Source organism: Candidatus Kosakonia sp. 282A-S69 (assembly GCF_029433855.1).
Classification (GTDB): domain Bacteria; phylum Pseudomonadota; class Gammaproteobacteria; order Enterobacterales; family Enterobacteriaceae; genus Kosakonia; species Kosakonia cowanii_A.
Genome location: NZ_JAROAU010000001.1, coordinates 1,089,044 through 1,095,264 on the forward strand (window position 1 = coordinate 1,089,044; position 6,221 = coordinate 1,095,264).

Genomic DNA, 6,221 nt, shown 5'->3' on the forward strand with positions numbered 1-6,221 from the left:
ACTACTCATCCAGTTTCGGTTGCGGAGAATCATCCGGCATTCTGACATGGACCTGAATAATACGTCGACTGTCTGCCATAGCGACTTTGAATTGGTAACCATCAATGTCGATGGATTCGCCGCGCGCGGGAAGATGACCAAACGCCTGCATCACCAGACCGCCAATGGTATCGACCTCTTCATCGCTGAAGTGGGTACCGAAGGTGTCGTTGAAGTCTTCAATTGGTGCCAGCGCGCGCACCGTCCAGGTGTGACGGCTCAGCTGGCGGAAATCGATATCCTCTTCTTCGTCATACTCATCTTCGATTTCGCCGACGATCAGCTCAAGAATATCTTCGATAGTGACCAGACCGGAGACACCACCAAACTCATCAATAACGATAGCCATATGGTAGCGCTGGGAACGGAACTCTTTGAGCATGCGATCAACGCGCTTGCTCTCCGGTACCACCACTACCGTGCGTAACACTTTTTCCATGCTGAATGCTTCGGCATCGCTGCGCATAAAGGGCAGCAGATCCTTAGCCATCAGAATCCCTTCGATGTGATCTTTGTCTTCGCTAATGACCGGGAAACGCGAGTGGGCGGACTCAATGATGACATCGAGGCACTCGTCCAGCGTCTGGTTGCGTTTCAGGGTGATCATTTGTGAACGGGGGATCATGATGTCGCGCACGCGCTGGTCCGCAATATCCATCACCCCTTCGAGCATGTCGCGCGTATCTTCATCGATAAGCTCGTTCTGCCCGGAGTCTCGGATCAGAGCCAGTAATTCATCACGGTTTTTCGGTTCGCCGTGAAAGAGCTGGCTGAGTAAAAGGGAGAAGAATCCCTTTTTGCTGGTGGTGTTGTCGCTACTGTGTGAGTTATCGTCGCTCATGGCGTCGTGTGGGTTCTCATGTTGGTTGAATTGTCGCTCGTCACGCGTAAACTCAGCGCCGGACGGCATTTTGTGCCAATGCGCCAGCGAACTGGCGCACAGGCTACTCCTTCTCGGAAATGTACGGATCCTCATAGCCCAGAGCAAGCATTATCTCTGTCTCGATCCCTTCCATCTCTTCCGCTTCCTCATCCTCGATATGGTCATACCCCAGCAGGTGTAAGCTGCCGTGGATCACCATATGCGCCCAGTGGGCTTCGAGGGGTTTAACCTGTTCGAGCGCCTCCTGCTCAACCACCTGGCGGCAGATGATCAGATCGCCCAGCAGCGGCATTTCGATACCGGGCGGCGCTTCGAACGGGAAAGAGAGCACGTTGGTCGGCTTATCTTTCCCGCGATAGGTCAGGTTCAGCTCGTGGCTCTCTGCGCTATCGACCAGACGGATGGTCACTTCCGCTTCCGGCTGGAACTGCGGGATCACCGCGTCCAGCCACGCCTGGAACTGTGCTTCATCCGGCAGGCCGCTGTTATCTTCGCAGGCCAGCTGTAAATCGAGGATCACCTGACTCATTTCTGCTCCTGATCCTGGGCTTCACGCTTACGCTCGGCGGCCAGTTCTGCTTTCCGTTTCTGCTCCGCCTCTTCCCAGGCTTCATAGGCGATAACAATGCGTGCCACCACCGGGTGGCGCACCACGTCTTCGCTGTGGAAGAAGTTAAAGCTGATCTCATCGACGTTCGCCAGTACTTCAATGGCGTGGCGCAGGCCTGATTTGGTGCTGCGCGGCAGGTCAATCTGCGTGACGTCGCCGGTGATCACCGCTTTCGAGTTGAAGCCGATACGCGTCAGGAACATCTTCATCTGTTCGATGGTGGTGTTCTGGCTCTCATCGAGAATGATAAAGGCATCATTCAGGGTGCGACCGCGCATATAGGCGAGGGGCGCAACCTCAATGACGTTACGCTCCATTAACTTCTCAACGCGCTCAAAGCCGAGCATCTCAAACAGGGCGTCATAGAGCGGACGCAGGTAAGGGTCGACCTTCTGGCTGAGGTCGCCTGGCAGGAAGCCGAGTTTTTCACCCGCTTCCACCGCCGGACGGGTCAGCAGAATACGCCGCACTTCCTGGCGCTCAAGCGCATCCACGGCGGCGGCGACCGCAAGGTAGGTTTTACCCGTACCCGCAGGGCCAACGCCGAAGGTGATGTCATGATCGAGCACGTTAGCAATGTACTGCGCCTGGTTCGGCGTGCGTGGTTTGATGACGCCGCGCTTGGTCTTGATATTGACCGCTTTACCGTACTCCGGCACGCTCTCGGCGCTCTGCTCCAGCACGCGGGCTTCTTTGATCGCCAGGTGGATCTGGTTCGGCTCGATATCCTGGGTCTGACCGCGCATCGGCGCAGTGTCGACATACAGCGTGTGCAGAATATCGGCAGCCGCGTTGACGCAAATTTCGCGTCCGGTGAGTTTGAAGTGATTATCGCGGCGGTTGATTTCGATGCCCAGTCGCCGCTCCAGTTGTTTGATGTTGTCGTCAAACGGGCCGCACAGACTTAGCAGACGTGCGTTGTCCGCTGGCTCAAGGGTGATTTCACGCGTATCTATGTTCAAACTGTTCCTCTTTGATATGTGTCGCCATAGCGCCTCTCTGGCAAGTATTTACGGCATAGCCAGAAGTCGCAAGCATCAGACAGCATGTTGGGGTGATCGCGGGGAAAAGCAAGGCCTGCCAGAAATGGCAGGCCTGAGGTTTTACGGCTGATAAGTGCCTACGCCAAGCTCGTTCTCTTTTCGGGTACGGGCGATAATCGAGGCCGGGGATTGTGCAACGCGCAGCCCCATCTCCTCTTCGGTACGCACCACCACGCCGCGCAGGGAGTTGGTATAAACATCCACGATCTCGACGTCGACAAACTTGCCAATCATCTCCGGCGTTCCTTCGAAGTTGACCACGCGGTTGTTCTCGGTGCGGCCAGACAACTCCATAATGCTCTTACGCGAGGTGCCTTCGACCAGAATACGCTGCGTGGTGCCCAGCATGCGGCGGCTCCAGGCCATTGCCTGCTGGTTGATGCGGTCTTGCAGGATATAGAGACGCTGCTTCTTCTCCTCATCCGGCACGTCGTCAACCATATCGGCTGCTGGCGTACCCGGGCGCGCAGAGAAGATAAAGCTGTAGCTCATGTCGAAATTGACGTCGGCAATCAGCTTCATGGTCTTTTCGAAATCGTCGGTGGTTTCGCCCGGGAAGCCGACAATAAAGTCAGAGCTGATCTGAATATCGGGACGTGCCGCGCGCAGCTTACGAATGATCGCTTTATACTCCAGCGCGGTATGGGTGCGACCCATCAGGTTCAGCACGCGGTCGGAACCGCTTTGCACCGGCAGGTGCAGGAAGCTCACCAGCTCCGGCGTATCGCGATAGACATCAACGATATCGTCGGTGAACTCAATCGGGTGGCTGGTGGTAAAGCGAATGCGGTCTATACCGTCAATCGCCGCGACCAGGCGCAGCAGATCGGCAAAGGTGCCGGTTGTGCCATCATAGTTTTCACCGCGCCAGGCGTTGACGTTCTGGCCAAGCAGGTTCACTTCACGCACGCCCTGCGCCGCCAGCTGGGCGATCTCAAACAGGATGTCATCGGAAGGACGGCTCACTTCTTCGCCGCGGGTATAAGGCACCACACAGTAGGTGCAGTATTTGTTGCACCCTTCCATGATCGAGACAAAGGCGGTCGGGCCTTCGGCGCGCGGTTCTGGCAGGCGATCGAATTTTTCAATTTCCGGGAAGCTGATATCGACCACCGGGCTGCGGTTGCCGCGTACCGAGTTGATCATCTCCGGCAGACGGTGCAGGGTTTGCGGCCCGAAAATGATGTCGACGTAGTGGGCGCGCTGGCGAATGTGGTCGCCCTCCTGCGAGGCCACGCAGCCGCCGACGCCAATAATCAGCTCCGGGTTTTTCTCTTTCAGCAGCTTCCAGCGACCCAGCTGATGGAAAACTTTCTCCTGGGCTTTTTCGCGGATTGAGCAGGTATTGAGCAGCAGCACATCCGCCTCTTCCGCAACCTCGGTCAGTTGATAGCCGTGGGTGGCATCCAGCAGATCGGCCATCTTTGATGAATCATATTCGTTCATCTGACAGCCCCAGGTTTTAATATGGAGTTTTTTTGTCATCGACTTGCTCTTGCGTAAGTTCGTATACCCGGAGTATGACGGGTATAAGCCAGGATTGCAGGCCGCGTATTGTAATGCTTTGGTTGCGCCCTGACCAGTATGATGGTTGACGGGGGCAAGGACGCAAAAATCCGGTAGACTTAGGCCATTCATCTAAAAGGACACTTCGCCATGACAAATCAATCCACAGAGGTCGCTATTGTTGGCGGCGGTATGGTCGGCGGGGCGCTGGCATTAGGGCTGGCGCAACAGGGTTTTGCCGTCACGGTTATAGATAAACAGGTCCCCGCGCCCTTTGATGCCAGCGCGGCGCCGGATGTGCGCATTTCAGCCATTAGCGCCGCCTCGGTCGAGCTACTGCGAGGATTGGGTGTCTGGGAGAGCATCGAAGCGATGCGTTGTCACCCTTACCGGCAACTGGAGACGTGGGAGTGGGAAAACGCCCACGTGCTGTTTGACGCCCGCGAGCTGAAGCTGCCGCTGCTTGGCTATATGGTGGAAAACAGCGTTCTGCAGTACGCCTTGTGGCAAGCCTTGCAGGCGCATCCGCAGGTGACGCTGAGCACCGGGACGCTGAGCGGGCGTGAAAGCGATGGTGAAAGGCAAACCGTGCATTTTGAAAATGGCGATACGCTGACCGCACCGTTGCTGATAGGGGCTGATGGCGCTAACTCCTGGGTGCGCCAGTCGGCGGGGATTGGCATTCACGCCTGGCAATACAATCAATCCTGCATGTTGATAAGCGTTCAGTGCGAGCAAGAGGCAGGCGACTCTACCTGGCAGCACTTTACGCCAAACGGGCCGCACGCTTTCTTACCGCTCTTCGATGGCTGGGCGTCGCTGGTGTGGTACGACACGCCTGCACGTATTCGCCAGTTACAAACTCTGTCTATGGCGCAGCTGGAGCAGGAGATCGCGCGCAATTTTCCGCCGCGGCTGGGGCGCGTTAAAGCGGTTTGCGCAGCGTCATTTCCGCTGGTGCGTCGCCATGCGCTGAAATATGTGCAGCCGGGGCTGGCGCTGGTGGGCGATGCGGCGCACACCATTCATCCGCTGGCAGGGCAGGGCGTTAATCTCGGTTATCGTGATGTTGATGCGCTGCTGGATGTGCTGTCACGCGCCCGCAACCATGGCGAAGCCTGGGCCAGCCGCGAAGTGTTGGAGCGCTATCAGACGCGACGCAGGGCAGATAACCTCCTTATGCAGAGCGGGATGGATCTCTTTTATGCCGGGTTCAGTAACGATCTTGGCCCGCTGCGCGTGTTACGCAATATTGGCCTGATGGCGGCAGAGCGCGCCGGAGGGTTGAAACGCCAGGCGCTGAAATACGCGCTAGGCCTGTAAGCGTGCGCGAGCGACCCTTCGCTCGCGTACACCGTTACGGCACCGCAAGCATCCTGTCGAGTGCCGTCTTCACCTGTTTATTGTCGACGAAATAGGCCTGATAGCCTCTTGTTGCATCAATCTCCTGCAACGCCCATTTTCCTGCATACACGTCGCTGATGGCGCGCGCTGTGCGATAAAGCGGTATCAGCAGCAGGATCAGCATTGTGACCGCCGCCAGCCCTTCATAACTCATCAGCGGATTGGCGCGTGCCTGATCGATCAGCAGATAGATTGCCGCGAGTTGTATTAGCGCTCTCGCCATAAAACCGCGCATAAAAAACTGGCGCAGCCGCTCAGGCGTGGAGAAACAGGGGTTTTTCAGCGAGGCGCGCTTCTCATGCACCGGGATCCCATTCACGTAGACCATCCACTCCTCGCGCTCTTTCATCAGTGTCGCCTGGCCGTTCTCGCTCAGGATATGCAAGCGCATCGAGACCAGCACCGGAAAGAGCAGACCGATAACCAGAAAATAGAGGATTGGCGCGGTCAGCCCGAGAAAGGTGGCGGCAATAACCGCGAAGACCAGAAGCAGGTGATAGGGGGAGTAGAACCACAGAGCTGTAGTTTGATAATTCATGGTGGGCACCTGACGCGAGAAAGATGGCTCAAATTATCATGCCGTTCAGGCGTTTAACAGCTACTGATTGTCAGGAGGCAGAAAACAAAAAAGCCCGCCGAAGCGAGCTTTTTTGTTTTGATTGGCTGGGGTACGAGGATTCGAACCTCGGAATGGTGGAATCAGAATCCACTGCCTTACCGCTTGGCGATACCCCAA

6 protein-coding genes and 1 tRNA gene are annotated in these 6,221 nt (G+C 56.6%); 1 reads left to right on the forward strand and 6 read right to left on the reverse strand.

The features are described from left to right. Window position 1: 1 nt before the first annotated feature. From corC to miaB, 4 genes are all read right to left on the reverse strand, one after another. Entirely contained in the window at window positions 2–880 is an 879-nt protein-coding gene (corC, locus tag PU683_RS04800; RefSeq protein WP_277170496.1) for a CNNM family magnesium/cobalt transport protein CorC, read from the reverse strand. A 103-nt stretch (window positions 881–983) separates the two neighbouring features. Then, window positions 984–1,451 (reverse strand): rRNA maturation RNase YbeY, encoded by a 468-nt coding sequence (ybeY, locus tag PU683_RS04805; RefSeq protein ID WP_277170417.1) that lies wholly within the window; start codon window positions 1,449–1,451, stop codon window positions 984–986. After that, entirely contained in the window at window positions 1,448–2,494 is a 1,047-nt protein-coding gene (locus PU683_RS04810) for a PhoH family protein (protein ID WP_023479981.1), read from the reverse strand. The genes ybeY and PU683_RS04810 overlap by 4 nt, the downstream gene beginning before the upstream one ends. A 141-nt stretch (window positions 2,495–2,635) precedes the next feature. After that, window positions 2,636–4,060 carry a tRNA (N6-isopentenyl adenosine(37)-C2)-methylthiotransferase MiaB gene (gene miaB / locus PU683_RS04815; RefSeq protein ID WP_277170418.1) on the reverse strand — a complete coding sequence of 475 codons (1,425 nt, stop codon included), beginning with the start codon at window positions 4,058–4,060 and terminating at the stop codon, window positions 2,636–2,638. A gap of 171 nt (window positions 4,061–4,231) precedes the next feature. On the opposite strand from miaB, the gene ubiF reads away from it, so the two are divergent. After that, a complete protein-coding gene (ubiF, locus tag PU683_RS04820) occupies window positions 4,232–5,404 on the forward strand; it encodes a 3-demethoxyubiquinol 3-hydroxylase (protein ID WP_277170419.1) in 1,173 nt (390 codons plus the stop codon). A 34-nt stretch (window positions 5,405–5,438) separates the two neighbouring features. On the opposite strand, the gene PU683_RS04825 is transcribed toward ubiF, so the two are convergent. After that, window positions 5,439–6,023: a hypothetical protein gene (locus PU683_RS04825; protein WP_277170420.1), complete on the reverse strand. Its 585-nt coding sequence runs from the start codon at window positions 6,021–6,023 to the stop codon at window positions 5,439–5,441. A 122-nt stretch (window positions 6,024–6,145) separates the two neighbouring features. Continuing rightward, window positions 6,146–6,220, reverse strand: a tRNA-Gln gene (locus tag PU683_RS04830). Window position 6,221: the final 1 nt, after the last annotated feature.

Bases quoted from the DNA above. Each gene is read 5' to 3' on its own strand.
- ybeY (WP_277170417.1), bottom strand. From the start codon at position 1,451: ATGAGTCAGGTGATCCTCGATTTACAGCTGGCCTGCGAAGATAACAGC.
- corC (WP_277170496.1), bottom strand. From the start codon at position 880: ATGAGCGACGATAACTCACACAGTAGCGACAACACCACCAGCAAAAAG.
- ubiF (WP_277170419.1), top strand. From the start codon at position 4,232: ATGACAAATCAATCCACAGAGGTCGCTATTGTTGGCGGCGGTATGGTC.
- miaB (WP_277170418.1), bottom strand. From the start codon at position 4,060: ATGACAAAAAAACTCCATATTAAAACCTGGGGCTGTCAGATGAACGAA.
- PU683_RS04825 (WP_277170420.1), bottom strand. From the start codon at position 6,023: ATGAATTATCAAACTACAGCTCTGTGGTTCTACTCCCCCTATCACCTG.